Genomic DNA, 24,853 nt, shown 5'->3' on the forward strand with positions numbered 1-24,853 from the left:
CGCGGGCATGTCGATGTGCCGGACCTCGTTGTCCGGTGTCGTCCACTTGGTCCTCGGTTCGCGCAGCGGCGGGCTGCTGGGTGGTCAGGCTGCGAGGCTTGGCGGCGGGTCGTTGACTCGGTCGAACAGTGCCGTCCAGGCGCTCTCCCAGGGCCAGGCATGGGGCAGGTGCAGGGTGATCCGGCGTGCTGAGGTCGCGACCCTTGCCGGCACGATGATCAGCTTGCGACGGAGCGTGGCGGTGGTGGCCTTCGCCAACTCCCGATCGGTCAGGCTCGCGGCGGCTCGGGTGAGGTTGAACGCGATGACGGCGAGCACCAGCCAGGCGGCGTTCGCGGTGAACACCCCCGACGGCAGGTGTGCCAGCGCGGCGCCTTTGAGGTCAGCATGGACTTGTTCGATGACCGCGTGATGGCGGTGCATCTTGTCGGCGGCGACGGTGTCCAGCACGTCGGCGTCGGTGGTGGTGAAGAAGGCGTGGAAGCGCCAGGTGTCGAACAAGGTGTCCTGGCCGGCTGCCTTGTTCTTCTCGGCGTTGAAGTCCGGGATGCGACGGACTACGAGCCGGCCCGGGACGTGGTCGGACTTCTTCTGCGCAGCGAACGCGGTGAAGTCGATCTCGGCGACCTCGGCTCGCGAGATCCAGCGGCCACTCGGCTCGTCGAAGATGGCGTCGGTGTATTCGATGGTGGTCCACGCATCGTCGGCGATCGCTTCGATCGCCGCCTTGATGCGTTTGTCCATCCGCACCGTCACCGACACCGCGGCCCCACCAGCGATCGCGGCGTGGACTGGTCTGCGACCGTAGAACGCCGAGTCCATCCGCACCAGGATCGGCCGGTTCTTCCCGAGCAGCCGTCGGGCGGTTCGCACCGCGTCGCCGACCAGACGCTTCGCGCCGCGTGGTGACCCGGTCGAACCCTTGCGCAGACGCTGGGCCACGACCACCGGGGCCCCACCGGGGACGGTGAGGGTGGCAAGCAGCGCGTTGAGCCCACGGACCCCGGAATAGCCGAACCCTGCGCCCTGCTTGGCATAGCCATGGACCTCGATGATCGTGTCGTCGACATCGACCAACGCGTACCCGCGATCCACCTCGAGGTCGGTGTCGGTGTCGCTGGCTGCGGGGTCTGCCGATGCGCCGAGCAAACCGGTGAGGCCGCCCAGTGCGATCAGGAACCGCGAAGCGATCGCGTCGAGCTGGCGGACGTGCCCGAAGGTGAACGCCCGAAGGAACGAACCCAACGTCGAGGGCGCATACGCCCGGGTGAACAGCCGCCCCATTCCGCCATGACGCAGCAGCGCCATGTCATCGATGCTGTCCGCGCCGGCGACCATCCCGCCGACCAGCGAGGTGACCTTCAACCCAGCGTTCGCGCCTTTGTCCGTCGGCACGCTCAGGTGCTCATCTGCCAGGTCACGCAGGCCGGCGGACTCGGCCAACGCGAGCGCCGGCACCAGGCCTGCGGCCGACACGAGATTCGGGTCATCGAAGACCGCCGACGTCGATCGAAGCGTGTGAGAGAGTTTCACCTCAGAGATGCCCTTGCTCTTGGTGTGAATCGTTGCCTCAAGAACTCCGATTCTCCCGCCCAGCAAGGGCATTCTCGTTCTACGCCACGCTCACCGCCCAAGTTCATCGGTGGATCCGGGCTTAGGTGCATGCCACGACCGTCGAAGTCCCACATGTCCAGGTCGCGCTCGCCTCCGTCATACCGGTAGTAGCGGTTCGCCCAATCAAGAATGCGGAGACGAAGGTCGTCAGAGATGGGCAGGACGTTCTCTAGGTCCTCCGCGTCCTCGTCGCCGTTGAGCGGGAGGGGTCTTCCGGGGTCTCCCCACAGCGCGAAGGCGCAGCCGGTTTCGGCCATGAACCGGATGTGGTAGGGCTTCACGACAGTCAGTCTCCGTCATCCGAGCATCGGCATGAGCGGACGCTTCATGGCATGAACCAGCCGGCGGTCGTTCTCGGTTCGTGGAGCGGTCCTGCCCATCGGGGATGTCACGATGAACTTCATGACCGATTTCGACGCCCGCACTGCGATTGAGATCGGCGGGTGGGATCCCCGCTATGCGCGAGTGATCGACTTACAGGTCGACGGCGACACTGCTGCCGCACTGGTCGATGCGAACGGGGACGGCGCCGACCTGAACGTCGACGTCTATTTCCGTGGTCGCGATGGGCAGTGGGCCGAGGTCGCGAGCGGCAACGGATCGATAGAGGCTCACGGGGTGCTTGCCACCTGGACCGACGACGATCGGCTGACGCTGACTCGAACCGACAAGGGCGTCGACGGACGGCGGTTGCGAAAGGACTGACGTCGCCCATCGGCACGTCTGGACATCGGCAGGTACTCGTGCGGCACCCCGATACTGCGGCGATCATCAATGTCGGTGGCGTCTGGTTGAGTCCGGGTATGGCAGAGATCTCGGGTGGACAGGTCACGGATCGGAGCGGGGCGCAGCGTCCTTCGCATCCCGTGCTGACCTGCGTGTCCCGGGTGCGCGAAGCCCTCGACGATGTCGCGGATGTCGATCCGTTGTTCGCCACCACCGAGGCCAAGAAGGCCATGCTCACCGAGCTCACCGAGCTCGCGGACCGGGTGGTGGCGTTGCGCAACGAGGTGTTGGCTGCTGCTGATGATGTCGCTGCCGACACCGCTGTTCGGCGTACGGCGATCTGGGTCGCCGATGCCACCCGCGAGCACCCCGGACGCATCGCCCGTGCCCAGGACCTGGGCGAAGCTCTCCGGGTCCGCTACCAACACCTGGGTGCTGCCGTGCGGGACGGACGGGTCCGGATGTCGCAGGCCGAGATCGTCGTCAAAGCCCTCGACAAAGCACCACCCTCCGTCTCGCGCGAGCTCCGCCGCCGGGCCGAGTCCGACTTGGTCGAGCTCCCTCTTCGCCAGGCTGGTCGTGAGTCATTCACGATCAGCGAGGGAGTTGGCGGCTATGTCGATCAGTGCGGGGTTCACGACGGAGCAGATCCGTGAGTTCGTGCATCAGTACGAGATCCAGCCGCATGGGCAGAAGGCGATCTGGCTCAAGAGTCAGCGAGTTTCCTATGACCGCCTCCGACGATGGAGGTCAGCGGTGTTCGACGGGGATCTCGATCGTGGGCTGATCCCGCGAGATGGTGGCCTTGTGACCGTCCCTCCGGAGAAGCGCACCGGCATCGAGAAGCAGAGAGCCCGGGAGCGCGCAGCGCAGGAAGCAGAGCTCGCGCGGCTGAACGCGCGAGTGTGTGAACTGGAGCAGACGAACGAGGCGCTGGGAAAAGCTATCGGGCTCTTGCATCAGATGAGCGAGCAAGAGCCCGCCGTGAACCGGCCGACGACCGATCCGTCCGATTCCTCGACGCCGAGAACGACCTCGTCGGACAGCTGACGGCGATCATGGGGTCGCAGCGGCAGGCGCTCGAACTTGCAGGGGTCGCTCGATCGACGTGGCATTACCGGTCGAAACCGCGAGAGCAGGTCGCCGAACCGATACCGCACAAAGACCGGGCGTGCCCGTCTCGGGTCAGTGAGGCCGACCGCGCCCAGATCGCGCGCCGGATCATGGCCGGCTGGACGGCGGGACACTCGGTGGATCACTCGTTCGCGTCCGCGTGGGATGACGGGGTGATGCTCGCCTCCCGCCGCTCGTGGTGGCGGATCGCAGCGGACATCGAGGATCAGTCCGCCCGCCCGGTCGCGCCTACCCGGCGCGGCAGCAGCAGCCGGACGGCACGGGAGGCGCCGGTGCTGGAAGCGACTGGCCCTGGGCAGGTGTGGTCGTGGGACATCACCGACCTGCGCACCCCGTGGCGCGGTGTCGCATTCAAGGCGTACTCGATCATCGACATCTTCTCCCGCAAGCTCGTCGGCTGCCGCGTCGAGGAACGCGAGGTCGACGACCTCGCCGTCGAGATGTTCGAAGACGCGTTCGGCCAGCACGGGATCCCCGACGCGGTGCACGCCGACTCCGGGCCTGCAATGCGCTCCGGGGTATTGAAGGACCTTCTCCACAACCTCGGGGTCGCGCAGACCCACAATCGGCCGCGCGTGAGCAACGACAACCCGTTCTCCGAGTCGGAGTTCCGCACCATGAAGTACCGGCCGAACTACCCCGGCGTCTTCGCGACGATCGACGAGGCGCGCGCCTACGTCGACTGGTACGTGCCCTGGTACAACCAGAACCACAAGCACTCCGGGATCGCATTGTTCTCCCCGGATGAGGTCCACGACGGCACCTGGCGGCACGCCTGGGCACGACGCGAGCAGACCCAACAGGCGTATTACGAGAAGCACCCCGAACGATTCCGGCGGCAACCCCGCACACCCGCGCCATCGGAGGTCGTGGGTATCAACCTCCCGAAGGCAGAAGAACCGCAAACCGAACTGGAACGACTCCACGCAGCTTGACATCGCGCGGCTCGCCCAGAAGTGGGGACCCAAAGCACTCACCCGCCTCGCCGATTGCGTGTGGTCCCACCTGGATCCTGAGGGGTTCGCCGACCACGAGCGCGAGCAGCTCGAGAAGGAGCTGCGCGAGGCCGAAGCGCAGACTCGCATGAAGATCCGCCACCGTGGGGATGGCACCGCCGACATCAGCGCGCGGATCCCGCGGCACTACGCCAAGCGGCTGCGCGGCTACCTGGAGGCGTTCACCGCACCCCGCCGCGAGACCGCACTCACCGAGGCCCTCAAGACAAACGGCACAAGCATCTTCGGGATCGAGTCCGTCGCCACCACCGACGAGGCCACCGGGGCGAAGCTGTCGCACGAGCGGGTGCTGGGTGAGGCGTTCTGTGCGTTCCTCGACGCCTACGACCCCAACAAGCTCCCCCAGCACGGCGGGATGGCCACCACCATCATCGTCCGCATCGATCTCGACGACCTCCGCGACGGACTCGGCGTCGGGCTGCTCCCCGACGACGGCACCATCCCGGTCACCGAGGTCCGCCGCTACGCCTGCACCGCCGGGATCGTCCCCGCCGTCCTCGACGGCGAAGGCGAGGTCCTCGACCTGGGCCGCACCCAGCGGCTGTTCTCCGCCGCCCAACGCAAAGCACTCGCGTTGAAGTACCCCACCTGCGCCGCCCAGGGATGCACGATCCCCGCACGCTGGTGCGAAGCACACCACGCCGGGGACCCCTGGTGCGACGGCGGCCGGACCGACCTCGACGAAGGCGTCCTGCTCTGCTCCTGGCACCACCACCGTGTCCACGACCCCACCTACGACAACACCCGCCACGCCGATGGCTCCTACCGGTTCCACAGACGGACATAGATCTCGACCCTTCGACTCCGCTCAGGGCACCGCTCCGCTCGATCCACCGCATCTCGACCCTTCGACTCCGCTCAGGGCACCGCTCCACTCGATCCACGGGGTCTGGGCGCTGCTCAGCGAGACGCGGACGGATCGTCGTCGTCGGCGGCCTCGCCTGCCTTGTCGAAGACCACGACCACCTGCTCGAAGCCCTTGTGCCGCTGTGCCTTGGCATAGCTGGCGTACGCGCGCTCGTCGGCAGGCGTCAGCTCGACCCCGTCGGTGAACGGGGTGAGCAGCGCGCGCGGCCACAACCGGCGGGTCACGACCACGTTGAGCTCGATGCCGAGCACTGCGATGACCGCGGCGAGGAAGATCAGGCCGATCAGGCCGAGGACGAGCCCGAAGGTCTGGTTCATCGCAGAGGTCTCGATCAGGACCCGGTTGACGTACGTCGTGGAGGCCACCTGCAGCACCTGCCAACCGATCGCCACGAACAACCCGCCCGGCACGGCGTACCACCACGGGTGGTCACGCGCGGCGGCCACGCGGAAGAGCAGCGTGAGCACCAGGGCCAGCACCAGGGCGGCCGCGAGCGACACCACCCACCGCGGCACCGGCGGGTCCTCACCGCCGATCAGACCCGTCTCCCGGATGGCGATCGACAGGGCGGTCAGCCCGAGGACCGCGCTGCCTGCGACGACCAGCAGGAACAGGCTGCGCAGCCGCAGCAGGATCGGGTTCGGCCGGCTGTTGCGCGGCACGGACCATGCGACGTTCATGGCGTTCTGGGCGGCGGTGCCGAGGCCGAGCGACCCGTAGAGCGCGACGAGCGAGCCGACCACGACCGCGCTGGTGGATCCGGTGAGGCCCTCGGGCCGGCCGAGCTGGTCGCCGACGATCGGGAACTGCGCCAAGGCGGAGTCGAGCACCTGCTGTTGCAGCTCGGGGTTGTCCTGGAGCAGGAACCCGAGGATCGAGCTGGCCAGGAGCAACAGCGGGAAGACCGCGACGAACGCGTAGTAGGTGATGATCGCGGCGAGGTAGGCGCCCTGATCGTCGAAGAACTTGTAGACGACCGCCAGCGGCAGGCCCACCGGCGGGAACCTCCGCTGCCCGCGGTCGAGCGCTCCCACCAGGCCCATGCGGGGCAATCTAGCCGCTGGTCCAGGACGTCCTACGTTTCTGGGCCTCTAGCCCAGACAACGTATGACGTCTGCGGGGGCGGGTCAGCCGGCGGCGATCGTGCCGGAGTCGGGGAGGAAGTCCTGGACCAGCGCCTCGGTCTCGGGCTCGAGAGGTACGCCGGCCAGGCCGTCGCCCATCTGGTCGAGCGTCTGCTGGACGCCGGCGATGCCGGTCGCACCATGACGCGCCCGGATGAGGTCACGCCACAGCAGCTGGCTGCCCGGGGCCACCCGCAGGCCGGCCTCGGCCGCCTGCACGGCACCGTTGGGGTCGTCGTCGAGCAGCAGCGTGGCGAGCCGGTGGGACGCGTCGATCAGCACGCGGGCGATCACCCGCGGCAGGTCCTCGCGCGCCACCCAGCCGTAGCGTCCGGTGGGCGTCGCCGCGAACGGCTCGCCGCGGACCAGCTGCAGGGCTCGGCGCAGCTTCTCGACCTCGTCGCGCGCCGAGCTGGCCTGACGCGAGGAGATGAGCAGCGTGCGCACGGCGTCCCAGTCGCAGACAGCACCGTCGGCCAGGGACAGCCGGCCGTCGGCGTCGGCGCGCAGGTAGTGCGTGCCGTCCTCGGCCGTGCCGAGCCAGGCGCGCACGCGCTCGACGGTGCGATCGCGGACGTCGGCGGTCACACCGCGCGGCCAGATCGCGCCGGCGAGCACGTTGGGGTGCACCGGCTCGGGCTGCATGGCGAGGAAGACGACCATCTCGCGGGCCAGCTCCGCGCGCTCCTCGGGGAGCACACCGCCGCCCTGGACCGCGACCGGACCGAGGACGCCCACGCGCCGCTCCGCGGTCGCCCAGGCGGCGTCGTCGTGGGCACGGGCCGGTGCCGGGATCGCGACCCGGTCGCCGTGGTCGACCGGCTCCTCACGGGAGGCACCGAAGAGCTCGGCGACGGCCTCGACCTCGGCCGCGGACATCCGGTTGGCGTGGACCGAGAGCTGCAGCTGCGGCAGCTCCAGGACGCCGTTCTCGTCGACCGTGAGGCGCCAGCGGGCGCTGCGGTGGTCGCCGGCGATCAGCACGGAGAACGCCTGACGACCGCGACCCGTCAGCAGTCGCAGCCGGTCGGCCACGTCGTCGTCGGGCACCAGCCCGCACACGACCAGCTGGGAGGCGGAGAAGCCGCGGCGCGACATCCGGCCGGACAGGACGTCGCCACGCAGGTTGGCGATCGAGGCCTCGAACCCCTCGAGCTCGGAGCGGAGGTCGTCGGTGACGCGCAGCCGCGCGTCGCCGATCTCCTCCACGCCGTGGGGCAACCCGGCGGCCGTCACGGAGATGCCCTCGGCCCACGCAGCGGTAGCGGTCTGGACCGCGACCGAGGCCGCGACCTGGCTCGCCACCGTGGCGTCACCGGTCAGCGCGATCATGCCGCCGGCCGCCTCGAGGTCGATCAGCACGTCACGGCCGTCGTCGTCGACACCGATGCTGACCAGACCGGGGTACGGCGCGACCTCCGTGGCCGCCGCGGCGAGCGGAGGCAGGTCGGCCGTACGCCGCCACACCGCGCCGTCCTCGGCGACCTGCCACCCCTCGGGCGCCGAGGAGAGAGCGGGCGCGAGTCGCAGCTCGATGCCGTCGTCGCCGACGATGGCGGCGTACGCCGGGGGCAGTGCGAGCTGTGCCTGGCGGCAGCGCAACGCGAGGTCGCGCAGCACGACGTCGAGCCACGAAGCCCGCTCGGGCGTCGCGGAGACCCGCAGCTGCTCCTCTGCCGCGAGGGCGTCGTCCTCCGGGCGACGGCCCAGTCGACGGCGACGCGCCAGCAGCAGCGCCCCCAGGACGGCGGCGGCGACCAGCCCGCCCGCACCCTGGGCGGCCTGGCTGACACTTTCCTCGCCGGAGGCCGCATCGCCGGCGTCGGCGCCTGCGCCCGCACCGACCTCGACGCCGGCGTCCGCACCCGCGAGTGCCCCGCCGGGCTGCGGCGCGGCGGGCGCCTCCACCGGGGCGTGGAACCGCGGGACACCGCTGGCGTCCTCCGGCATGACCAGCTCCCACCCGGGGTGGATGAGGCGAGCCAGGTCGAGGCGGCGGCCGTCCGGCTGGATGCGGTCCTTGTTGAGCTCGAAGATCTCGGTGTAGCGGCGCCCGTCGCCGAGGTGCCGCTCGGCGATGTCCCAGAGGTTGTCGTGGTAGCCGTTCTGCGGTGCCTTGACGGTGTAGACCTTGTGTCCCTCGAGACGCTGCTCGACCTGGTCGGCGACGTCCTGGTCGACCGCCGCGGCACCCTCCACGGTGCCGACGACAGCGCCGACACCGACGCTGCCGGCGACCTGCGTGGCGGTCACCGCGGGACCCGCGGAAGCAGCGGCCCCGCCGTCGCCCATCGCGGCCTGTGCGGGCGCGGCGAGGATGCCCGTCATGAGCAGCGCACCGACCAGGATCCGCGCGAGACTCTGCAACGGGCCGGCCAACGGAACCGAACGGGCGAGTCCGCCGCGCAGGGCAGCGACCACCTCGACCACGACGCAGACGAGGAAGTAGAGCCAGGTCAACCAGACGATCGCGACCAGGACGGTGATGAGGTCCTCGGCGCTGAGCTCACGCGCGATCTGTGCCAGGGACGGCGCCTGTGTCGGGATGGGCGGCGGTGCGCCCAGCGCCAGGAGGGCTGCGGGCAGACCGACGACGAGCAGGAGCAGCGCGAAGCCGGCGCCGATCACCTCCCCGAAGCGGCGTTCGGGTCGCTCCTCCGGTTTGCGCGTCCCGGTGAAGCGGTTCGGGTCGGGCGCCTGGCTCAGCGTCGTCTCCCCCGGCCGGGCGGTGCCCGTCGGGTCGGTGGACTGCTCGGTCATCTGATTCCCCCTAGAAGTCCGTCTCCGGCGACGAGGTGGCAGACGCCTCGACGTCGAAGCCGGGTATGGCGACCACCTGCAGGAACATCGAGTCCACGCGGTCGCGCACGGTGACGGTCACACTGTCGAAGTTCGCGGTGACGGAGTACTGGCCGCCGGAGTAGCCGCGGTCGGCCATGAACTGCTGGACGCGGTTGCCGGCGCCGATCTCGTCGATCCGGATCTCACCGGTGGCGCGGAGCCGGTCGAGGTCGATGGTGTCGGCGCCGACCCGCGACGCCTGCTCGGCGTCGTCGGCGACGGTCATCCGGGCGTTGATGGCGAGCCCGCCATCGACGACGAGGCCGGCACAGACGAAGAGCATGATGGACATGCCGACGACGAAGACCGAGGCGGCACCGCGCTCGCGTGCTCCTCGGCCGCGGCGTACGTCGGGACGGCGGCTCATCCGGTCCTCCGGTAGGTCTCGAGCGGCGCGGCGGAGTCGGCCGAGATCGGGAGCGACCCACCCAGGCCGATGAGGCCCAGGTCCTGGTTGCGTACCCGGCAGTTGAGTCGCACAACGACCACCCCACCGGCTTCGAAGCGGGTGCCGGAGAAGTTCGGCGGGTCGCAGTCAGCGGCGTCGGCGAGACCCCGGTCCACAGCGCGTGCCGCGGCGATCCGGGCAGCGCTGTCGGAGCGTTCGTACGACGCAGCCCGCGCCGCGTCGCGGGCGACCGCCTCGATGTCGGCTCGCGCGGTGACGTAGCGACCGCCGGCGACGACCAGCAGCATGAACATCACCAACACCGGGATCATCAGCACGACCTCGACCGCCATCGAACCCCGGTCCCGGCTGCGTGCGTGCCGGCGTCTCAGGAGGCCGCTCATCCGGTGTCCTCCATGAACTGCTCGACCGGGCCCTCGACGGTCTCCTCGACGCCGGTGACCGGCAGGAAAGGCACGATCCGGGGGGCGTCGCCGGAGACCCGGGTGCGCATCACGTCACCGATGCGCTGGACGCTGACCTGCGGAGACTCCAGCACGCCTCGGCCGATGTCGCGGGCGTAGTCGCGCGCGGTGTTGGTGCCGTCGGCGATCGACCCGGTGACCCGGGCGACCCGGTTGCCCTCGCGTGCTGCGGCCGAGGCCGCCTGGACCCCGAGATAGGTGAGACAGAACTGCACCGCGAGGAGGATCGCGATCATGAGCAGGGGCATGTAGAGCACCAGCTCGATCGCGCTGGCGCCCCCTTCGTCCCGACGGCGTCTGGTGCGGCGTCGCCGGTCCGCTGCCCTGGTGATCACGGTCCCCTCTCCTTCTCACAGGTGTCGGTCGGTGGTGCGGCCTCAGCCGCCGGCACCGCCGATGTCCTCGCCGATCTGGCCGGCCTTGTCCGTCAGCGCACCGCGCAGGACGGCGCCGATCGCGATGGCGATGGCGGCCACGATCGCGGCGATGATGACCCACTCGACCGCGGACGCGCCCCGCTCCGCGCGACGGGCGCGGTCGTGGTGCACCGCGGCGAGCATCATCAGGAAGCCGACCGGGTGGGTGGGGCTGAAACTGAGCATTGTTCTCTCCGTGTCTCGAGGGACTGGCACTGGTTGTCGGTGACGGACGTGGTCTGGACCTCAGATGCCGAGCACGTTGGCGACGGCGGGATACATCAGGAACAACAGGAAGCCCACGGCCAGCAGCAGCTGGGCGACGAGCATCGACTGGGACTGCTCTGCTGCGCGGCTCTCCGCGTCCGCGAGCTCCCGCTGGCGCATCGAGGCCGCACGGGCGGACAGCGAGTCGCGGACCTTCGCGCCGTCCTCGGCGACGAGTGCGAGTGCGGCTGCCAGGTCACGCAACTCCTCCACCGCCATGTCCGAGCCGAGATCACCGAGAGCGGCCCACGGGGTGACACCCTGCAGGCGGGCCGCCTCCATCGTGTCACGGATCCGGACCATGGCCCAGCCGTCGGAGATCGACGATGCCGCCTGCAGCGCCTCCGGCACGCCGCGGCCCCCGGCGAGGTTCATCGCCACCAGGTCGAGGAAGGCGCTGACGACGTGGCGGAAGTCGCGCCGCCGCTCCTTGGCCGCACTGGCGAGCTGCGACCGGGTGAGATAGCCCCCGACGAGCGCCCCGATGAGAGCGACCCACACGGGGATGGACGCGCTCCCGAGCCCCAGTCCGACCGCGTCCATCAGCACCAGCAGCATCGGCGGGACGACCAGACCGGCGACCGCACCCAGCGCGGTCTGGCCGAGGAACTGCTCCATCGACTGGCCCATCACCGCGAGGTCGGCGCGCAAGCCGGCCGGGGCACGCCATCCACGGGCCTCCAGCTGCGCCCAGATCCGGGCACCGAAGCGCCGGACCCGCAACGACTCGGTGTCGCCGCGGTGCTGACCGCTGGTCAGCGTCCGCGTGGCGGAGGCCCGGGCTCGGGCGGAGTCGAGCCGCGCGAGCTCGGCGGCAGCGGTGCCCGTGCCCCGGTCGAACTGCAGCACCAGCAGCAGGACGCCGAAGCCGGCCACGGCGCCGAGGAGCAGGACCGGGGTCATCCGCGCTGTCCCGTCGTCTCCGCCGAGCGCAGGAACCGCTCGGGCAGGTCGAACGCGGAGAGCCGGCGCATCCACAAGAACCCGGCGGCGAAGAGCGCCAGGATGGCCAGCAGGACGACCTGGCCGAGGGGGGTGTTGTAGGGCTCCACGTAGCTGCGGTTGAAGATCGCCAGGCCGAAGACGAAGAGCACCGTGATGGCGATGACGAGCTGCACGCTGCGGCGCGTGCTGGCCCGGCTCGCGCTCACGCGACGACGCATCTCCAGCTCCTCGCGAGCCGACTCGGCGAGGGACGACAACACGTCGCGCAGGCCCGGGCCACGCAGTCGGGCGTTGAGGATCAGCGCGGCGACGATCAGGTCCGCGCTGGCGTCGTCGAGGTCGTCGGCGAAGCGCTGGAGCGCGACGGGAAGCGGCGTCCGGACCCGCAACCGGTCGGCGAGGACACCGAGGTGGCCGGCCACCGAGGGTGCGGCGGCGTACGCCGTGGCGGGGATCGCCTGCTCGAGACCGACGGCACCCGCGATCGTGTCGCGCAGGGACTCGGTCCAGGCGGCGAGGCCCTCGATCTTGGCGATCGCCGCCTTCTCCGAGGCCGCGCCCCCGACCAGCGCGGGCGCGAAGAAGATCAGCACACCGATGGCGGCGGCCAGCACGACCCACTGGGTGAGGACGAGGGTCAGCAGCGCAACGCCGACCGCGATCGGGATCCGGGTGCCGGCGGCGCGCAGCATCGGGAGCAAGGACGACGGCTCGTCCGCGTGCGGCTTCTCCTCGACCGGACGGAGGGCGTAGATGAGCAGGACACCGGCCGCGCCGACGCCCGCGCCGACGAGGACGATGAGGACGAGCTCGACGGTCAGCACGTCAGAACTCCGCGCCGCTGTGGACCGGCTCGTAGCCGACGGCGACGAGCTCGTCGAGACAGCTGACCGGGGCGGCCGCGACGGCGTACCCCTCGGGTCCCTCCTTGAAGACCTCGCTGGAGAGCACGCGTCCGTCGACGCCGTTGACCTCACGGACCGACGTGATCATGCGGCGCAGCCCACCCCCGGTGGCGAAGAGGTTGCGCCGCTCGACGAACACGACGAAGTCGATCGCGCCGGCGATCAGCATCATCGTCGCCTCGGCAGGCAACCGCTCGACCGACTGGATGGCGTAGGTGGAGATCCGGTTGAACACCTCGAGGGAGGAGTTGGCGTGAATGGTCGACAGCGAGCCGTCGTTGCCCTGGCTCATCGCGTTGAGCATCGTCACGATCTCGTCACCGAGGACCTCACCGACGATGACCCGGCTGGGGTTCATGCGCAGCGAGCGGCGCACCAGGTCGGCCATGCCGATGGCACCCTGCCCCTCGGAGTTGGGCAGTCGCTCCTCGAAGGCGACCACGTTGGGGTGCAGGTCGGGGAACTCTCCCAGTCCGAGCTCGAGTGCCCGCTCGACGGTGATGAGGCGCTCGTGCGGCGGGATCTCGTTGGCGAGCGCTCGGAGCAACGTCGTCTTCCCAGCGTTGGTGGCCCCGGCGATCATGATGTTCTTGCGGGCCGCGACCGCCGCCGACAGGAACGCCGCGAGCTCCGGCGTCATCGTCCCGCTGTCGACGAGCATGTCCAGCGAGACCCGGCTCAGGCGCGCACGGCGGATCGAGAGGGACGGGCGCGGGGTCACGCCCATCACTGCCGAGAGCCGGCTGCCGTCAGGCAGTCGCAGGTCGAGCTGCGGGTTGGCGGAGTCGAACGGCCGACTGGTGAGACCGGAGTAGGCACCCAGGACCTGGACCAGCTCGACCAGCTCGTCGTCGCTGTCGGCGACCGGCGGCAGGCGGCGCTCCTCGCCGTTGGCATAGCCGACGAAGACGTTGTCGTAGCCGTTGATGTCGATGTTCTCGACCTCGGGGTCGTCGAGCAGCGGCTGCAGCCGCCCCACTCCGTAGAGCGCGGCGTGGATGCCGTCGGCGAGCTCGGCCTCACTCTGGTGGTCCGGCGGCGTGCGGCCCGCCTGGATCTCCGCCCGGGCGTGGGCCTCGAGGACCTGCGAGATGACCGAGCGGGCGAACTGCCGCTCGTCGTCGCTGTTCATCGGCGGCAGACCCGCCTCGGCGTCCTCGCGCCGCTTGCGCGACAGGGTGTCGGCGACCTGCTCGCGCAGGGTGCGCAGGAGCTGCTGGTCGACGCTCATCGCACGACCGCCTGGGTGGCGAGGGTGCGCGACGCGGCCAGGGACTCCACGCGGCCGGCGAGGTCGACCAGCGATCGCACCAGCACCGAACGGCGTACGGCGCGGCCGTCCTCGGTGTGCAGGATGCGCAGCGTCTTGGGGTCGTGCGCCACGACACCCAGCGAGGTCGCCGTGATGCCGGCCGAGGCGAGCAACCGCTCGATGTCGTCAGCCGCGCGCTGCTCCTTGGGGTCGCCCACGACGACGAACCCGATCGGGATCCCGTCGATGGCGCCGATGCGCAGTGGTTCGCGGAGTCCGGTGAGGCGCTCTCGCAGGTGCGCGACACTGGGCACGTCGGAGCGCAGGACGAACACGACGGCGTCGGAGCGCTCGAGCACCGGCATGGTCGCGGCACCGGGGTGCACGCGTCCGCAGTCGACCAAGACGTCGCCGTCGTACGCCGCCAGCGAGCCGGCGACGTGTGGCCAGGAGGCGCCCAGCGCCTGCACCTGGCTCGGGCGCGCCACGCCGACCAGCACGGAGAGCCCGTCGGCGGTCGGCTGGACGTGGTCCGCGACCGCAGAGCGTGCGCCCCCGCGGACCGCGGCACCGAGCGACAACAGCCCCCGGTCCTCACCGAGCGGCTCGCCGTCCGGGTCGCGCAGGACGTAGGTCAGGTCGCCCCCGATCGGGTCGAGGTCGGCGACGACGCTCTTGCGGGGCCAGACCCGGGCGAGCCCGGCGACGGTGCGGGTGACGCCGGGCGATCCCTTGGCCGAGACGAAGGAGATCAGGCTCACGACGACGACTCCAGGATCGTCAGCGTGACGTCCTCGAGCGAGGCCCCACGACCGATGAGCGCGACCCCCAGCCGGTTGGTGGCGGCGGCATCGACGACGCCGTCCGCCGCGTCCGCCGGCACGACGATGGTGGCGAGTCGCGCGGCCGACCCACCGGCGATGTCGTCCCCACCCCCGGCGGTGTCGGTGGCGGTGACCAGGCCGGTGGCCAACGGCTCTGCGGCGACGCTGGTCTCGCCCACACGGATCAACCGGACCTCGTCGCCGGCGCGCAGGCCGGGCGGGACGTTGGTCGAGACCAGCGGGATGCCCACCTGGACCAGGTCGTCGGGCACGGGCGGGTTCCGGTCGACCATGGTCTCGTCGAGGAACTGGCCCGCCCGCAGGGCGCTGCGTGCGTAGGCGCCGATAACCTGGTCGGCGTCGGCCTCCCGGATCAGCATGTCGCCCTCCGAGGCCACCCGCTTGCGCAGCAGGTTGTCGGTGGTGAACTCCTGGCCGATGGCCATGTCCTGGCCCACGACGAGGACGTACTCACGGGAGTCCAACCGCAGTGCCAGCAGACCCGCGAGCGCGGCCCCGCCGACGATGAGCAGCACCGCGAGGGCGGCCAGCGCGGGCCGACGGCGACGCGGCGGGGTGGGCCGATCGGTCGGGCCGCTGGCTGCCGCGCGGCTGCGGATGCCGCGCGCGGCCCGCTGGCGCTGACGGTCGTCCTTGGACGAGCCCCCCGTCGAGCCGCCGGTTGCCGTGGCGGCAGCACCGTCCTGCGTCATGTGTCGATCCCCCTGATCCTACGAATGCGGTCCCGCATCGCCATGGTCCACCACGACGACACGTCCGCAGGTGAGTGTAAGGATCAAAAGCCCCCGAGTTAGCCTTCGGCCCCCGCGGACTTTTCCCCCTGGCTGGATCGTGCCAAACCACCGGGCGCGCAGGCCAATCGGCCCCCACGCGAACGAGGTGCCCGGCCACCCCCGAGGGCGGACGGACACCTCGTCGGTGTCGTGCGTGAAGCGGCGGATCAGCCCTTGTTGAGGGCGGAAGCCAGCTGCTCGTCGGTCTCGCGCAGCGCCTTGGCGGCCTGGTTGAGGTACTCACCCATGCCGTCCAGACCCTCGATGGTCTTGGTGACACCGGTGTTGAACTCCTCGTAGGAGGCGTCGAACGCCTTCGACGAGGCGTCGGTGACGTAGCCGCCGTTGACGAGGTCCTTCACGAGAGCCTGCAGCTGCGACAGGACGCCGTCGATCTCGGTGCGCCCGTCCTTGAGCTTGGTGGCCGCCGTCTCCATCTCTGCATAGGTGACGTTCACGTTCGCCATGATGTGCCGATCCTTTCGGTAGTTGACTCCGGTCCCCCGACGACCGATGTGGTCTCCGGGAATCACCCCGGGTTTCGACAGCGTCGAGCATAACCTCACACCCAGGCCGGAAAACACCCCTGTTCCGGGGCCCCGCCGCGCGTGACGACGGCGTCCTACTTCGGCGGACGGCTGGCTTGGGCGACGGCGTTCTCGACGATCGAGTTGATCCGCGCCCCGTTGGGCCAGCCGGCGTAGTGGGACAAGAAGATCACGATCTCGCGCAGCTCCTCGGCGTCGAGCTCTCCCGCCGCCAGCGCGGCCGGCACCTGGATGCCCAGGACGTCGGCGCCGCCACTGCCGGACAACAGACCGATGAGCAACAGTCGCCGGTCGCGGTCGGACAAGCCCGGTCGCTCCCAGATGTCGGCGAACAGGTGGTCGGCGGTGTAGCGGAAGAAGTCCCCGGTGCCGTCGGTCATGTCGAAGCCGTAGACCTGCTCCATGCGTTCGAGGCCGCGGCGGCGGGTCTCCGGAAGGTCGTCGAACTTGCCCATCAGTGCTCTCCTTCGGTGCGGCTCGGATCGGTGGGGGGCAGCCCGAGACCGGGGGCGAGACGCTCCAGGGCCAGCTCGGCGAGCGGTACCTCCACGCCGAGCTGCTCGGCGAGCTCGATCGCGAACCCGAGGTCCTTCTCCCCCAGGGCCCGTACGTGGTCGAAGACGCCGTACCAGAAGTCGTCGGGCGCGAGCGGCGCGGCGGTCTCGCGGTGCATGATCGCCCCCGGACCACCGGTGATCGCGTCGGTGTGGCGGACCACGTCGCCGAGCGCCTTGAGGTCGAGACCCGCCGCCTCGGCGAGCCGCTGCGCCTCGGTCGCGGCCGTGAAGGCGACGAAATGCAGCATGTTGCGGGCAAGCTTGAACCTCGTGCCGGCGCCGACCGGTCCGGCGTGGACCACCTTCGACCCCATCGCCCGCAGTGCCGGCGCGGCGCGCTCGAAGGCTCCGTCGTCGGCGCCCACCATGATGGCCAGCGTCCCGTCCGCCGCCCCCATGGGACCTCCGGAGACAGGCGCGTCGAGAACGCTGACCCCGTGCCGGGCCGCGGTGTCGGCCAGCTCCTCGGCAGTCGTCGGCGCCACGGTCGAGTGGATGACCACGGTCTGCGCGTCACCCGTCACGCCGAGCAGCTCGCCGAGGACGTCACGGACCTGGGCGTCGTCGCGCACCATCACGCACACGACGTCCACGCGTACGCCGAGTGCCGCCACGCTGTCGGCGACACTCGCCCCGGCGCGCTCCAGCTCGGCGAGTGGTTCGGGCGCCACGTCGAAGACGGTCAGCTCGATGTCGTCGGCTGCCGCGAGCCGCAGCGCCATCGGCTTGCCGATGTTGCCGAGCCCGACGAACCCGACCCGCAGCGCCGTCACGGGCGGAAGACCTGCCCGCCGTCGACCGCGAGGATCTGGGCGGTCACCCATGCGGCCTCGTCGGAGAGCAGGAACAGGCAGGCACCGACCATGTCGTCGACCTGGCCCATGCGCTTGATCGCGAGGTTCTTCACCAGCTCCTTGGAGGCATCGCCCGCCTGCGTGCGGGTGGCGGCGGTGTCCGTGGGCCCCGGGGCGATCGCGTTGACCCGGATGCCCATCCCGCCGACCTCGTGGGCCAGCTGCTGGGTGAGACCGTTGACGCCCACCTTGGCCAGCCCGTAGAAGCCGGAGTAGAGGTAGGCCGCTGTCGAGCTCTGGTTGACGATGGAGCCCCCGCCACGCTTCTGCATGTGCGTGTAGACCGCGCGCGTCATGACCAGCGCGCCGTCCATGTTGACGCTCATGAACCTGCGGTAGTAGTCCCAGTCGACACTGATCAGCAGGTCGAACTGCATGTCGCCATAGATCGCTGCGTTGTTGACCAGCCCGTCGATGCCGCCGAAGCTCTCGACCGCCGCGGCCGCTGCCGCCTCGGCGGAGGCCTGGTCGGAGACGTCGGTACGCACGAAGACCGCGCGCCCGCCGTCGGCCTCGATCTCCTTGGCGACCCGCTCGCCGGAGTCGGTGTTGAGGTCCGCGACGACCACCGCCGCGCCCTCCTTGGCGATCGCCTTCGCGTAGGCCTCGCCGATGCCCTGCGCGGCACCGGTGACGATGACGACCTTGTCCTGGAGGCGACCTACGCCGGTCGAGCGACCCTCGTCGGTCGAGCTTGTCGAGACCATGTCTCTCCTTGGTGGTGGTGTCGGTGGTACGGGTGGTGGTTGCGGTCTGCGGGACCGTCACCGGTGTCTCGATACGCCGGTCACGACCTCGTTCCTCGGTCGTGCGGCTACTCGACCCGATCGCACTTCGCCCGCGTTCGCAGGCTCACGCGGGCGACGCGATCGTCTTGACCTCGAGGTACTCCTCGAAGCCGAGGACCCCCATCTCCCGGCCGAGGCCGGACTGCTTGTAGCCGCCGAACGGCGCGTCGGGGCTGAACCAGACCGCGCCGTTGACGGCGACGGTGCCGGTGCGGATGCGGGCGGCGACGGCCTTGGCGCGTTCGACGTCCCCTGACTCCACCGACCCGGAGAGGCCGTAGGCGGAGTCGTTGGCGATGCGGACGGCGTCGTCGTCACCGTCGTGCGAGATGACGACGAGCACCGGGCCGAAGATCTCCTCCTGCGCGAGCCGGGAGGAGTTGTCGAGGCCAGCGACCACGGTCGGCTGGACCCAGTAGCCCGGCTGGTCGATGACCGACCCCCCGGTGGCGATCGTGCCGCCCTCCTCGGTGGCGAGGCGGAGGTAGTCCGCGACCCGGTCGCGCTGGGCGCGGGAGATGACCGGACCGCAGATGGCGCCGGGGTCGGCCGGGTCCTTGACGCCGATGGACTCCATCGTCGCGGCCGCGACCTGCACCGCCTCGTCGTACTTCTCACGCGGCACGACCAGGCGCGTCGTGATCGCGCACCCCTGGCCGGCGTGGATGCACGCGGTGAAGGCGGCGGCACCTGCGGCGGCAGCCACGTCGGCGTCGTCGAGGACGATCGCCGCGGACTTCCCGCCGAGCTCGAGGAAGACCTTCTTCAGCGTCGGCGCCGCGGCCGCCATGATCGCGCGGCCGGTGGCGGTCGAGCCGGTGAAAGAGACCATGTCGACGCGTGGGTCCGTCGTCAGCATCGCCGCGACGGTGTTGTCACGCGGCGCGACGACGTTGAAGACGCCCGCCGGGATGTCGGTGTGCTCGGCGACCAGCCGGCCGAGCTCGTAGGCCAGCCACGGGGTGTCGGGGGCGGGCTTGAGCACGACCGTGCAGCCGGCGGCCAGCGCCGGCCCGATCTTGGCGAGGTTGATCTGGGTGGGGACGTTCCACGGCGTGATCGCCGCGACCACGCCGACCGCCTCGCGGCGCACGGTGCGCTGGGACGCGATGCCCATCGGCTTCGCGACACCCAGGTCCGTCTCGAACGCGTAGGACTCCAGCAGGTCGGTGACCCACATCAGCCCCTCGACGGGTACGTCGAAGCCTGCCGCGCCCATCATGAACGACGGCATGCCGACCTCGGCGGTGGTCAGCGCCTTGAACGCCTCGGCGTTGTCGAGCAGCGCCTGGTGGAGCTGACGCAGGCACTGCGCGCGGAAGGCGTGGTCGGTCGACCACGTCGTCTCGTCGAAGGCCCGGCGTGCCGCGGCGATCGCCGCCTCGACGTCGGCGGCACCGGAGTCGGGGACGTGTCCGATCTCCTCGCCGGTCGCCGGGTTGCGTACGGCGTACGTCGCTCCGTCGTAGGCCGGGCCGAGCTTGCCGTCGACGAGCTGCTGGGCTGCCGGCGGCAGGGTCGCCTGTCCGCTCACGGGGCGGGCTCCGGCGAGGGCTGGGTGACGTAGTCACCGCGCTCGACGGCCGGCGGCCAGATCGGCGACGGCAGGTCCTCATAGCGGTAGTGGCCCGGCACGTCCCAGCGCTTGGCCGCGACCTCCATGCGCTTGCTGAGGTTGGGGTGGGCCTTGTTGGCCTTGAGCATCTCGATGAACGTGTGCGTCGTGGAGCCGAGGTCGAACCAGTCCCGCTGCCAGGCGAACTTGACCTTGCCCTCGTCCGCACCACTGGTCTGGCGCTCCACGCCGAACCACGAGCCACCGATGCCGAGGATCTCGTACTCCTGGCCGGTCTCGTCGTTGATGACGCCGGACTTCTGCTTCCAGAAGCCGACGACCATCGACTTCTGCTCGTCGATCATCGCGACCTGGTAGTCGTAGTGCCAGCCGTCGAGGCCGTCCATCTCGATGCCGATGGCCCAGTCGCGGATCTGCTCGCGGCCGACGGCCATGAAGTGCTCGTCGGGGGTGTACATCCAGCCGTACGTGGCGTCCTCGGCGTACCAATCGGCCATGATGCGCCAGTCGCCGCCGCGCTCGGCGTCGCGGTTGACGTCCAGCCAGGTCTGCCAGAACTCCTCGATCTCTGCACGGGTCAACGACATGTCAGCTCACTTCCTCGGGTCGGGGCTTCAGGTGATGTCTTGGATGGCCAGCGCGAGTGCTGGGCAGTAGGTGACGGCCGACTCGACATCGGACCGCTGGGACTCGTCGGGGAACTCCTCGAGGACGACGACCTTGTCGGTCTCCTCGTCGTAGCCGAAGACCTCGGGCGCCTCGCCCTGGCACATCTGGTGTCCCTGGCACAGGTCGAGGTCGGCGACCGCCTTGAAGCTCATCGCAGGCTCCTGCTCAGCGCCCCGCGCGGCGGCGGTAGCGCACGCGGCACGGCTGCTCGAGCTGGATGACCATCTTGGAGAAGTCGTCGCGGTAGGACTCCGACGGTTGCGTCATCTCGAACTCGAAGTCGCGCAGGACCACCGAGAAGATCGCCTTCATCTGCATCATCGCGAACGCGTTGCCGACGCAGCGGTGCCGACCGGCGCCGAACGGGATCCAGGTCCACTGGTTGACCCGGTCCTCCTGGCGACCGTCGAGGTAGCGCGTCGGGTCGAACCGCTCGGGGTCGGGGAACGACTCCGCCATCCGGTTCGAGACCCGGGGGCTGGCCCCGACCATCGTGCCGGCGGGGATGCGGTGCCCGGCGAGCTCCAGCTCCTCCTGCGCGACCCGCAGCAGGATGATCAGCGGTGGGTGCAGGCGCAGGGCCTCCTTGAGCGCCGCTTCGAGCTTGGGGATCGAGCGCAGTGCCTGGAAGGAGACCTCCGAGCCGTCGGCGTACAGCTCGTCGAGCTCGCCGACGACCTCGGCAAGGTAGTCGGGGTCGCGCATCAGCTCGATCAGCGTCCAGGCCGAGGTGCCGGAGGTCGTGTGGTGACCGGCGAACATCATCGAGATGAAGACACCGGTGATGTAGTCGGCGCCCATGTCCAAGGAGATGAGGACGTCGAGCAGGTCGCGCTCCTCGCGCGGGACCTTGCCGCGGGCGATGCGCTTGTCGATGATCGCCTGCACGAGGCCGACCAGGGTCTCGCGGCCGCGGTCACGGATCTCGAACGACTCGACACCGGGCATGTAGGGGTCGACATAGGCAATGGCGTCGGTGCCGCGCTCGAGGTCGTGGTAGGCCTCGACGAACCGACTGTCGAGCTCCTCGCGGAACGGCTTGCCGATGAGGCACGCCGAGGTCGTGTAGATCGTGAGCTCGGCGAAGAAGTCGAGCAGGTCGACCTCGCCCTCGTCACCCCAGTCCGCCACCATCCGGCGGATCTCGTTCTCGATCGTGGTCGCGTGACCGCGCATCATGTCGCCCTTGAGGGCTTGGTTCTTGAGCATCTCCTGGCGCTGCTCCGGCGAGGCGTCGAAGACGACGCCCTCCCCGAAGATCGGCGTCATGAACGGATAGGCCTCTCCCTGGTCGAGGAGGGAGTCCGGCGCGCGGAAGAACTGCTCGTTGGCCTCCGCGCCGGACACCAGCACCACCTGCCGGTCGGCGAGGAAGAACCGCCCGATGTCGCCGCACTCGGTGCGCACCCGGTCGAGTAGGGCGATCGGGTCGACGCGCAGCTCGGCGAGGTGACGGGTGCCGTCGTCGGGGACGGCGTAGGAGACCACGGGGATCTCCTCGACCCCGGGCAGTGCGTCCAGGGTCGCCTGGGTGTCGCTCATCGTTCCTCCACAGGGGCTTCGGGGTTGACCTCGACGAGGTTGAGGTGCACGCCGCGCGGGGCGGACACGACGGTGCTGATCGCCTCGGCAAGCGCGGTGGGCTTGAGGAAGTGCTGGTGTCGGGCGTGGCCGAACTTCACCCAGCCGTTGATGACCATGTCGACCTCGTCGGGGGTCCAGTCGGAGCCCATCTCGCTGTGCGTGGGTCCGGGTCGGACCAGGCTGGCGCGCACACCGGTGCCCTCGAGCTCCATCTGCAGCGCGTGGACCATGCCCTCCAACCCCCACTTGCCGGCGGCGTACGACGTCATGAACGGTCGCGCCCGCACGGCCACGTCGGAGGAGACGAAGCAGATGTCGCCCCGCTGCCGCTCGAGCATGCCTGGCAGGAAGGTGCGGCACAGGCGCTGCGCGCCGACGATGTTGAGGTCGAGGTGCCGGCTGAACAGCTCCGGGTCGGCCTCGTGGATGCGGCCGGGCGACAAGGAGCCTGCGTTGGACACCACGACCTCGACCTCCCCGAGGTCGGCCGTCACCTTGGCGGCGAACGCCTCCACCGAGGCGGCGTCGGTGAGGTCGAGAGAGTGTGCGACGGCCTCGCCCCCGGCGTCGCGGATGCGGGTCGCGAGCTCCTCGAGCCGGTCGGCGCGACGGGCGCCGAGCGCGACGGGAAACCCGCGCGCCGCGAGCGCCTCGGCGGTGGCGGCGCCGATGCCGGACGAGGCACCGGTGACGACCGCCGGACGGCGGTCGGGCTGGGCGTAGCGGGCGGGCTTGCTCATCAGCGCAACCTCACAGTGATCGGCAGGGACGCGAAGCCGCGGACGCTGATCGAGTGCACCCGGCGGGCGCCGTCGACGTCGACCTCGTAGTCGCGCACCCGGCGGACGAACTCCTCCAACACGATGCGCGCCTCGAGACGGGCGAGGTTGGCACCGAGGCAGAAGTGCCGGCCTCCCCCGAAGGAGAGAATCTTGGCGAGCTCCTCCTTGGGCCGGTGCAGGTCGAAGCGCGTGGGGTCCGTGAACACGTCCTCGTCCCGGTTGGCCGAGCCGATCACCAGCACCGCACGCGAGCCGGCCGGGGCCACGACGCCATCGAGCTCGTAGTCCTGGAGCAGGTGCCGCGCGAGCATCTGGCTGGAGGTGTCGTGACGCAACGTCTCCTCGATCCACGGCACGACGAGCGAGGTGTCGTCGGGTGAGGCGAGCACCTGCGCCTGCTGCTCGGGATGCTGCGCGAGGTGGAACAGCGCGTTGCCGAGGAGCTTGGTGGTGGTCTCGTTGCCGGCGACGACCATGAGGAAGAGGAAGGCCATGACCTCTTCGTCGCTGAGCCGGTCGCCGTCGTTCTCCGCCTCGAGCAGGGCAGAGGTGAGGTCCTCACTGGGTCGGCGGCGCCGCTGCTCGACCATGCCGGCGTAGTAGGTCATCAGGGTGACCGAGGCCTCCATGGCCGCGGGCGGGACGTCGCGGATGCCCTCCTCGCGGTGGACGACGAGGTCGGCGAGGCGGCGTACCTCGACCCGGTCCTCCTCGGGGACACCCATCATCTCGGAGATGACGTCCATCGGGAGCAGGCCGGCGACCTCGCCGATCCAGTCGTGCTCGACGCCGTCGGCGAACGCGAGGCCGAAGTACTTCTCGGTCAACGCCTGCACCTGCGGCGTCAGCTCGCGGACCCGGCGCGGCGTGAACGCCTTGGACACCAGCGAGCGCAGCCGCTGCTGGTCCTTGCCGTCGAGCGCCAGGAACGACATCGTCTTGTAGGCGTGCGGCGACCAGGCGATGGCGTCCAGCGAGACGCCCATCCGGTTGGAGAACGTCGCGTCGTCGCGGAACGCGGCGGCGACGTCGGCGTGCCGGGTGACAGCCCAGAAGTCGAGGTCGGCGTTGTAGTAGAGCGGCGCCTCGGCCCGCAGCCGGGCGTAGGTCGGATAGGGGTCGTCCTGGAAGGCGTAGTCGTACGGGTCCAGGACGAGCGCGTCGGGGTGGGTCGCACCGGCGGTCATCGGGAGTCCTCCATCATCACGCGAACGGACCGGGTGAGCCGCTCGCCGAGCTGCGCGTAGGTCATCAGGCCCATGCCGCTCTGCAGCAGGCCGCCGGAGAGCAGCAGCATCAGGGCGTCGAGCAGGTCCGGCTGCTCGGCCTGCAGGTCGGGGCCCAGTGCCCCGGCGAACCACTCCGCCCAGCCCATACCGATGCGCAGGCGAAGGTGCTGCACATCGGGGTCGCTACCGAGAAGGGCGGGCGTGACGGCCTGGGCGAGATCGGGCTCGGAGCCGAGGAACCCGGTCACCTCGTGCACCAGCGCGACGACCCGCTCGAGTGGGGTGGCCGTCGCGTCCGGGGCCCGCGCCTCGAGGTAGTCGGCCATGTGCTCGACGATGCGCCGCGCGAACAGCTCGGCGACCAGGTGGTTCTTGGAGCCGAAGTAGGTGTACGCCGTCGCCGGCGCGACGCCGGCGCGCGCCGCCACCGAGCGGATCGTCAGCTGGTCGTAGCCGACCGCCCGCAGCTCCTCGTGGGCGGCGACCAGCACCCGGGCGACGGTGTCGGCCTGGCGCGGGTTCAGCTCGCGGCGCGTGTGGGAGGCCCCGCCGGGGACCGCGGCGACCGGGCCGACAGGCGCGGCGGACAGCTGACTGGACATGTGTCCAGACATTAGGTCAACGCTGTGGACCGCGGCAAGCAGTTCGGCAGAACCCGCGATTGCCG

The 24,853-nt window shown here is 70.3% G+C and carries 29 protein-coding genes; 5 read left to right on the forward strand and 24 right to left on the reverse strand.

Annotation, left to right across the window (positions count from 1 at the left end):
• Positions 1 to 84 precede the first annotated feature (84 nt).
• Together J2S59_RS02175 and J2S59_RS02180 are read right to left on the reverse strand one after the other, a co-directional pair.
• On the reverse strand, positions 85 to 1,533 hold the full coding sequence (locus J2S59_RS02175; RefSeq protein ID WP_306824762.1) for an IS1380 family transposase: 1,449 nt from the start codon (positions 1,531 to 1,533) through the stop codon (positions 85 to 87).
• Entirely contained in the window at positions 1,530 to 1,895 is a 366-nt protein-coding gene (locus tag J2S59_RS02180) for a hypothetical protein (protein WP_181642591.1), read from the reverse strand. The genes J2S59_RS02175 and J2S59_RS02180 overlap by 4 nt, the downstream gene beginning before the upstream one ends.
• Positions 1,896 to 2,007: 112 nt before the next feature.
• Here J2S59_RS02180 and J2S59_RS02185 point away from each other — a divergent pair, with 112 nt between their 5' ends.
• The 5 genes from J2S59_RS02185 to J2S59_RS02205 all read left to right on the forward strand — a co-directional run bounded on the left by J2S59_RS02185 (position 2,008) and on the right by J2S59_RS02205 (position 5,277).
• Entirely contained in the window at positions 2,008 to 2,319 is a 312-nt protein-coding gene (locus J2S59_RS02185; RefSeq protein WP_306824763.1) for a hypothetical protein, read from the forward strand.
• Positions 2,320 to 2,417: 98 nt separating this feature from the next.
• On the forward strand, positions 2,418 to 2,996 hold the full coding sequence (locus tag J2S59_RS02190; protein ID WP_306824764.1) for a DUF222 domain-containing protein: 579 nt from the start codon (positions 2,418 to 2,420) through the stop codon (positions 2,994 to 2,996).
• Complete coding sequence (locus J2S59_RS02195; protein ID WP_068124549.1) at positions 2,956 to 3,390, forward strand: hypothetical protein; 435 nt, start codon at positions 2,956 to 2,958, stop codon at positions 3,388 to 3,390. Before J2S59_RS02190 ends, J2S59_RS02195 begins: the two co-directional genes overlap by 41 nt.
• 200 nt (positions 3,391 to 3,590) lie before the next feature.
• On the forward strand, positions 3,591 to 4,409 hold the full coding sequence (locus J2S59_RS02200) for a DDE-type integrase/transposase/recombinase (RefSeq protein ID WP_306824765.1): 819 nt from the start codon (positions 3,591 to 3,593) through the stop codon (positions 4,407 to 4,409).
• 1 nt (position 4,410) lies between these two features.
• The gene (locus J2S59_RS02205; protein ID WP_306825450.1) at positions 4,411 to 5,277 is read left to right on the forward strand and encodes an HNH endonuclease signature motif containing protein; all 867 of its coding nucleotides are present in this window, start codon (positions 4,411 to 4,413) and stop codon (positions 5,275 to 5,277) included.
• A 113-nt stretch (positions 5,278 to 5,390) separates the two neighbouring features.
• Here J2S59_RS02205 and J2S59_RS02210 read toward each other — a convergent pair whose 3' ends face one another.
• The 22 genes from J2S59_RS02210 to J2S59_RS02315 form a co-directional block, all read right to left on the reverse strand.
• Positions 5,391 to 6,401 (reverse strand): YihY/virulence factor BrkB family protein, encoded by a 1,011-nt coding sequence (locus tag J2S59_RS02210; RefSeq protein WP_306824766.1) that lies wholly within the window; start codon positions 6,399 to 6,401, stop codon positions 5,391 to 5,393.
• 84 nt (positions 6,402 to 6,485) lie between these two features.
• Positions 6,486 to 9,242, reverse strand: a complete 2,757-nt coding sequence (locus J2S59_RS02215) for an AfsR/SARP family transcriptional regulator (RefSeq protein WP_306824767.1) — start codon at positions 9,240 to 9,242, stop codon at positions 6,486 to 6,488.
• A gap of 10 nt (positions 9,243 to 9,252) precedes the next feature.
• Positions 9,253 to 9,690 (reverse strand): hypothetical protein, encoded by a 438-nt coding sequence (locus J2S59_RS02220; RefSeq protein ID WP_068122897.1) that lies wholly within the window; start codon positions 9,688 to 9,690, stop codon positions 9,253 to 9,255.
• Positions 9,687 to 10,115 (reverse strand): TadE family protein, encoded by a 429-nt coding sequence (locus J2S59_RS02225; RefSeq protein WP_068122892.1) that lies wholly within the window; start codon positions 10,113 to 10,115, stop codon positions 9,687 to 9,689. Before J2S59_RS02225 ends, J2S59_RS02220 begins: the two co-directional genes overlap by 4 nt.
• Positions 10,112 to 10,531 (reverse strand): TadE family protein, encoded by a 420-nt coding sequence (locus J2S59_RS02230; protein WP_246360491.1) that lies wholly within the window; start codon positions 10,529 to 10,531, stop codon positions 10,112 to 10,114. The genes J2S59_RS02225 and J2S59_RS02230 overlap by 4 nt, the downstream gene beginning before the upstream one ends.
• Before the next feature lie 42 nt (positions 10,532 to 10,573).
• The gene (locus tag J2S59_RS02235) at positions 10,574 to 10,798 is read right to left on the reverse strand and encodes a hypothetical protein (RefSeq protein ID WP_246360489.1); all 225 of its coding nucleotides are present in this window, start codon (positions 10,796 to 10,798) and stop codon (positions 10,574 to 10,576) included.
• Positions 10,799 to 10,858: 60 nt separating this feature from the next.
• Positions 10,859 to 11,782, reverse strand: a complete 924-nt coding sequence (locus J2S59_RS02240; protein WP_068122889.1) for a type II secretion system F family protein — start codon at positions 11,780 to 11,782, stop codon at positions 10,859 to 10,861.
• Positions 11,779 to 12,648: a type II secretion system F family protein gene (locus J2S59_RS02245; protein WP_068122886.1), complete on the reverse strand. Its 870-nt coding sequence runs from the start codon at positions 12,646 to 12,648 to the stop codon at positions 11,779 to 11,781. The genes J2S59_RS02240 and J2S59_RS02245 overlap by 4 nt, the downstream gene beginning before the upstream one ends.
• 1 nt (position 12,649) lies before the next feature.
• Positions 12,650 to 13,960 (reverse strand): TadA family conjugal transfer-associated ATPase, encoded by a 1,311-nt coding sequence (locus J2S59_RS02250; protein WP_068122884.1) that lies wholly within the window; start codon positions 13,958 to 13,960, stop codon positions 12,650 to 12,652.
• A complete protein-coding gene (locus J2S59_RS02255) occupies positions 13,957 to 14,742 on the reverse strand; it encodes a CpaE/TadZ family protein (protein WP_068122881.1) in 786 nt (261 codons plus the stop codon). The genes J2S59_RS02250 and J2S59_RS02255 overlap by 4 nt, the downstream gene beginning before the upstream one ends.
• A complete protein-coding gene (locus tag J2S59_RS02260; protein WP_068122878.1) occupies positions 14,739 to 15,518 on the reverse strand; it encodes an SAF domain-containing protein in 780 nt (259 codons plus the stop codon). Before J2S59_RS02260 ends, J2S59_RS02255 begins: the two co-directional genes overlap by 4 nt.
• Positions 15,519 to 15,766: 248 nt before the next feature.
• Positions 15,767 to 16,066 carry a WXG100 family type VII secretion target gene (locus J2S59_RS02265; RefSeq protein WP_068122875.1) on the reverse strand — a complete coding sequence of 100 codons (300 nt, stop codon included), beginning with the start codon at positions 16,064 to 16,066 and terminating at the stop codon, positions 15,767 to 15,769.
• Positions 16,067 to 16,221: 155 nt separating this feature from the next.
• Positions 16,222 to 16,602: a carboxymuconolactone decarboxylase family protein gene (locus J2S59_RS02270; RefSeq protein ID WP_068122872.1), complete on the reverse strand. Its 381-nt coding sequence runs from the start codon at positions 16,600 to 16,602 to the stop codon at positions 16,222 to 16,224.
• Entirely contained in the window at positions 16,602 to 17,477 is an 876-nt protein-coding gene (locus J2S59_RS02275) for an NAD(P)-dependent oxidoreductase (protein ID WP_246360487.1), read from the reverse strand. Before J2S59_RS02275 ends, J2S59_RS02270 begins: the two co-directional genes overlap by 1 nt.
• Positions 17,474 to 18,265 (reverse strand): SDR family oxidoreductase, encoded by a 792-nt coding sequence (locus J2S59_RS02280; RefSeq protein WP_068122869.1) that lies wholly within the window; start codon positions 18,263 to 18,265, stop codon positions 17,474 to 17,476. Before J2S59_RS02280 ends, J2S59_RS02275 begins: the two co-directional genes overlap by 4 nt.
• Positions 18,266 to 18,410: 145 nt before the next feature.
• Positions 18,411 to 19,880, reverse strand: coding sequence for an aldehyde dehydrogenase (locus J2S59_RS02285; protein WP_068122865.1), 1,470 nt, complete (start codon positions 19,878 to 19,880; stop codon positions 18,411 to 18,413).
• A complete protein-coding gene (locus J2S59_RS02290; RefSeq protein ID WP_068122862.1) occupies positions 19,877 to 20,509 on the reverse strand; it encodes a hypothetical protein in 633 nt (210 codons plus the stop codon). The genes J2S59_RS02285 and J2S59_RS02290 overlap by 4 nt, the downstream gene beginning before the upstream one ends.
• Before the next feature lie 27 nt (positions 20,510 to 20,536).
• The gene (locus J2S59_RS02295) at positions 20,537 to 20,743 is read right to left on the reverse strand and encodes a ferredoxin (RefSeq protein WP_068122859.1); all 207 of its coding nucleotides are present in this window, start codon (positions 20,741 to 20,743) and stop codon (positions 20,537 to 20,539) included.
• A gap of 13 nt (positions 20,744 to 20,756) precedes the next feature.
• Positions 20,757 to 22,133: a cytochrome P450 gene (locus J2S59_RS02300; protein ID WP_306824768.1), complete on the reverse strand. Its 1,377-nt coding sequence runs from the start codon at positions 22,131 to 22,133 to the stop codon at positions 20,757 to 20,759.
• A complete protein-coding gene (locus J2S59_RS02305; RefSeq protein WP_068124981.1) occupies positions 22,130 to 22,915 on the reverse strand; it encodes an SDR family oxidoreductase in 786 nt (261 codons plus the stop codon). The genes J2S59_RS02300 and J2S59_RS02305 overlap by 4 nt, the downstream gene beginning before the upstream one ends.
• The gene (locus J2S59_RS02310) at positions 22,915 to 24,144 is read right to left on the reverse strand and encodes a cytochrome P450 (protein ID WP_068124983.1); all 1,230 of its coding nucleotides are present in this window, start codon (positions 24,142 to 24,144) and stop codon (positions 22,915 to 22,917) included. The genes J2S59_RS02305 and J2S59_RS02310 overlap by 1 nt, the downstream gene beginning before the upstream one ends.
• Positions 24,141 to 24,788 (reverse strand): TetR/AcrR family transcriptional regulator, encoded by a 648-nt coding sequence (locus tag J2S59_RS02315; protein WP_181642649.1) that lies wholly within the window; start codon positions 24,786 to 24,788, stop codon positions 24,141 to 24,143. The genes J2S59_RS02310 and J2S59_RS02315 overlap by 4 nt, the downstream gene beginning before the upstream one ends.
• Positions 24,789 to 24,853: the final 65 nt, after the last annotated feature.

Source organism: Nocardioides massiliensis, from assembly GCF_030811215.1.
Lineage (GTDB): Bacteria > Actinomycetota > Actinomycetes > Propionibacteriales > Nocardioidaceae > Nocardioides_A > Nocardioides_A massiliensis.

Coding starts and splice junctions, on each gene's coding strand:
- J2S59_RS02185 (WP_306824763.1), top strand. CDS start 2,008: ATGAACTTCATGACCGATTTCGACGCCCGCACTGCGATTGAGATCGGC.
- J2S59_RS02215 (WP_306824767.1), bottom strand. CDS start 9,242: ATGACCGAGCAGTCCACCGACCCGACGGGCACCGCCCGGCCGGGGGAG.
- J2S59_RS02235 (WP_246360489.1), bottom strand. CDS start 10,798: ATGCTCAGTTTCAGCCCCACCCACCCGGTCGGCTTCCTGATGATGCTC.
- J2S59_RS02280 (WP_068122869.1), bottom strand. CDS start 18,265: ATGGTCTCGACAAGCTCGACCGACGAGGGTCGCTCGACCGGCGTAGGT.
- J2S59_RS02220 (WP_068122897.1), bottom strand. CDS start 9,690: ATGAGCCGCCGTCCCGACGTACGCCGCGGCCGAGGAGCACGCGAGCGC.
- J2S59_RS02210 (WP_306824766.1), bottom strand. CDS start 6,401: ATGGGCCTGGTGGGAGCGCTCGACCGCGGGCAGCGGAGGTTCCCGCCG.
- J2S59_RS02265 (WP_068122875.1), bottom strand. CDS start 16,066: ATGGCGAACGTGAACGTCACCTATGCAGAGATGGAGACGGCGGCCACC.
- J2S59_RS02225 (WP_068122892.1), bottom strand. CDS start 10,115: ATGAGCGGCCTCCTGAGACGCCGGCACGCACGCAGCCGGGACCGGGGT.
- J2S59_RS02295 (WP_068122859.1), bottom strand. CDS start 20,743: ATGAGCTTCAAGGCGGTCGCCGACCTCGACCTGTGCCAGGGACACCAG.
- J2S59_RS02250 (WP_068122884.1), bottom strand. CDS start 13,960: ATGAGCGTCGACCAGCAGCTCCTGCGCACCCTGCGCGAGCAGGTCGCC.
- J2S59_RS02305 (WP_068124981.1), bottom strand. CDS start 22,915: ATGAGCAAGCCCGCCCGCTACGCCCAGCCCGACCGCCGTCCGGCGGTC.
- J2S59_RS02260 (WP_068122878.1), bottom strand. CDS start 15,518: ATGACGCAGGACGGTGCTGCCGCCACGGCAACCGGCGGCTCGACGGGG.
- J2S59_RS02270 (WP_068122872.1), bottom strand. CDS start 16,602: ATGGGCAAGTTCGACGACCTTCCGGAGACCCGCCGCCGCGGCCTCGAA.
- J2S59_RS02300 (WP_306824768.1), bottom strand. CDS start 22,133: ATGAGCGACACCCAGGCGACCCTGGACGCACTGCCCGGGGTCGAGGAG.
- J2S59_RS02310 (WP_068124983.1), bottom strand. CDS start 24,144: ATGACCGCCGGTGCGACCCACCCCGACGCGCTCGTCCTGGACCCGTAC.
- J2S59_RS02290 (WP_068122862.1), bottom strand. CDS start 20,509: ATGTCGTTGACCCGTGCAGAGATCGAGGAGTTCTGGCAGACCTGGCTG.
- J2S59_RS02240 (WP_068122889.1), bottom strand. CDS start 11,782: ATGACCCCGGTCCTGCTCCTCGGCGCCGTGGCCGGCTTCGGCGTCCTG.
- J2S59_RS02195 (WP_068124549.1), top strand. CDS start 2,956: ATGTCGATCAGTGCGGGGTTCACGACGGAGCAGATCCGTGAGTTCGTG.
- J2S59_RS02315 (WP_181642649.1), bottom strand. CDS start 24,788: ATGTCCAGTCAGCTGTCCGCCGCGCCTGTCGGCCCGGTCGCCGCGGTC.
- J2S59_RS02190 (WP_306824764.1), top strand. CDS start 2,418: ATGGCAGAGATCTCGGGTGGACAGGTCACGGATCGGAGCGGGGCGCAG.